Annotated in this window: 2 protein-coding genes; both read right to left on the bottom strand. The window is 62.5% G+C overall.

What is annotated here, in order from left to right:
• Nucleotides 1-186: 186 nt before the first annotated feature.
• The gene (locus ACIP1G_RS31940) at nucleotides 187-1,965 is read right to left on the bottom strand and encodes a phosphoethanolamine transferase CptA (protein ID WP_400744633.1); all 1,779 of its coding nucleotides are present in this window, start codon (nucleotides 1,963-1,965) and stop codon (nucleotides 187-189) included.
• A 219-nt stretch (nucleotides 1,966-2,184) separates the two neighbouring features.
• A partial coding sequence (locus tag ACIP1G_RS31935) for a hypothetical protein (RefSeq protein ID WP_400744630.1) occupies nucleotides 2,185-2,366 on the bottom strand: 182 nt, incomplete at its 5' end.

Here is a 2,366-nt window from a genome sequence, read left to right as displayed (position 1 = left end):
GTATCTCTCGGTTATCTGAAAGTCTCAGTCAGAGATCAGCGCTGGCGGGCTGAACTCTGATTTTGAGTTTTCACACAGCCTGTACAGGGATCGCGCAAGCCCGGGTCGATGCGATCCCCTGTAGGAGCGGCCTTGTGTCGCGAAAGGGGCGCAAAGCGCCCCCGGCAATTTCAACCGCAAAAACCTTCAGTTCAGGCTTTTACCGTCGTGCTCTTTGCCACTACTGGCCGTCTGCTGCACGCTTTCGGCCTGGTCCACCGGCAACTTGTCGAACTCACGCAAGCCATCCTTGCGGTATGGATCGCCAATCCAGCGCGGTGTTGCCACAAACTGCGGGCTCACCAGGCTTTTCGCCGGCTCGAAGCGGTCATAGCTCAGCCCGGCCAGGTCGGACAGGGTGTGGATCAGGTGCGAGCTGCTGTACGGGCGGTTGGCCATCGCCTGCAAGTCGCGTGGGTGCTCGGCCTGCCAGCTTGGCGAGGTCCACAGCAGGAACGGGATGGTGTACATCGGCCGGGTCGGCGCGCCTTCGTTGCGCCCCAGGCGGTCGTGGTTGCCGGAGCTGTACACGTCTTCACCATGGTCGGACAGGTACAGCAGGAAGCCGTTGGGGCTGCCGGCCGAGTAGCGCTTGATCAGGCTCGACACCACATAGTCGTTGTAGCGCACGGCGTTATCGTAGAAGTTGTAGGTTTCTACCTGGTCCGGTGTCAGCTTGCCGGGTACGCCCTGGTTGCCGGTGAAGTGCGCGTAGTCATCCGGGTAGCGGTAGCGGTAGTCCATGTGCGTGCCCAGCAGGTGGACGATGATGAACTTGTTCGGCGCAGGGTCTTGCAGGGCCTTCTCGAACGGCGCCAGCACCACGTCATCATACTGGCTGGCATTCTGGTTGCGCTGGTTGTTCAGGTACACCGGCGCGTCCGTCTGCTGCGAGAAGGTGGTGAGCATGGTGTTGCGCTTGGTCATGGTCTGCTGGTTGGTGATCCAGAAGGTCTTGTAGCCAGCCTGTTTCATCAGGTTGATCAGCGACGGGTCGGTGAGGAAGCGGTCCGGGTTCTGCTCGTCGCCGAAGGTGAGGATCTGCTGCATCACTTCGATGGTGTACGGGCGTGGCGACACCACGTCGCGGAACACTGTCAGGCCCTTGTCGCTGGCGGCCAGCGCGTCGAGGTTGGGCGTGGTGTCGCGGTTGTAGCCGTACAGGTGCATGTGCTCGCGGGTGGTGGACTCGCCCAGCACCAGAACCAGGGTGCGGGGGGCAGCACCACTGCTGTCACGCAGGTTTTGCAGAGGCGGCAGGGCGGCATTCTGGGCCAGCAGCTCCTGCATGTTGTCTAGCTGTTGACGGTACTGCCGGTAGCCGACCAGCAGCTGCCAGGGCACGGCGGGCTCCATGCGTTGCTGCACCTTTTCGGCCGCGTCGGCGAAGCTGCGCTCCTGGGTGACCATCTGCTTGTAGAACGGGAACACCAGGTTGGCCACCAGCAGCAGGGCAACCACCGGCAGGCGGCTGCGCAGCGGCAGGTTGACCGGTCGCACGCGCGTCCACAGCAGCACCGCCACCAGCGTGTACAGCAGCAGCGCCAAGCCCAGCCACACGCTGAAATACTGGCTGAAATACTCGCCGGCCTCGGCGGTATTGGACTCGAACATCACGAAGATGACGCTTTGCGAGAACTCCTGGCGATAGATGCCGAAGTAGCTCAGGCCCACCAGTGAAGCGGCCCACAGCACCAGGCCGATGACCGCCGCAGTGGCGCGGGTGAAGCGGGGCAGCAACAGCACCGGGGCCAGCCACAGGCTGCTGAGGAAGAACGCATCGCGAAAGCCGGCAAAGCCGGTGGTACCACTGAACAGCAGTAACGCCTGGGTCACGCCAGAAAAATACCAGAAGAACAGCAACAGCCAGCCCAGGCCGGCCCAGTCCACGCGCTTGTGCGCGGCGGGGGATGTAGTGTGTGACACGTATGCCTCGTCGTACCTTGGCGGCCAGCGGATGTGCCCGCGGCCGGAAAGGGCGTGACGCTAATCTGCGGTATGTGAAAATAACGTCAACGCAGCGAGTCAAATGGCCATGGTCCTCTGACCTGCGCGGACTTTGTAGGAGCGGGCTTGCCCGCGAAGCAGGCGCCGCGGTCCCTGGCACCGGCTTCGCCGGTGTTCGCGGGCACGCCCTAATGCCGGTCAGTCAAGAAAAGGCAAAGTGTTCTCCATGCTTTTAGCAGCGCCTATTCGATCGAGCGCCGCCCGCGCGGCGCTTCGCGGCACAAGGCCGCTTGTATGGTGATACTTGAAGGGGTGGTGGGACGAAAAAGCCGATTCTGACTGTTCACAGCAGTACAGACCGTGGGAGACATCGCCCCACC

This window comes from Pseudomonas sp. NPDC089392 (assembly GCF_044749595.1).
Taxonomy (GTDB): Bacteria; Pseudomonadota; Gammaproteobacteria; order Pseudomonadales; family Pseudomonadaceae; genus Aquipseudomonas.
The sequence above is the reverse complement of the archived record's forward strand: the minus strand, read 5'-3'. Positions and strand labels throughout refer to the sequence as shown.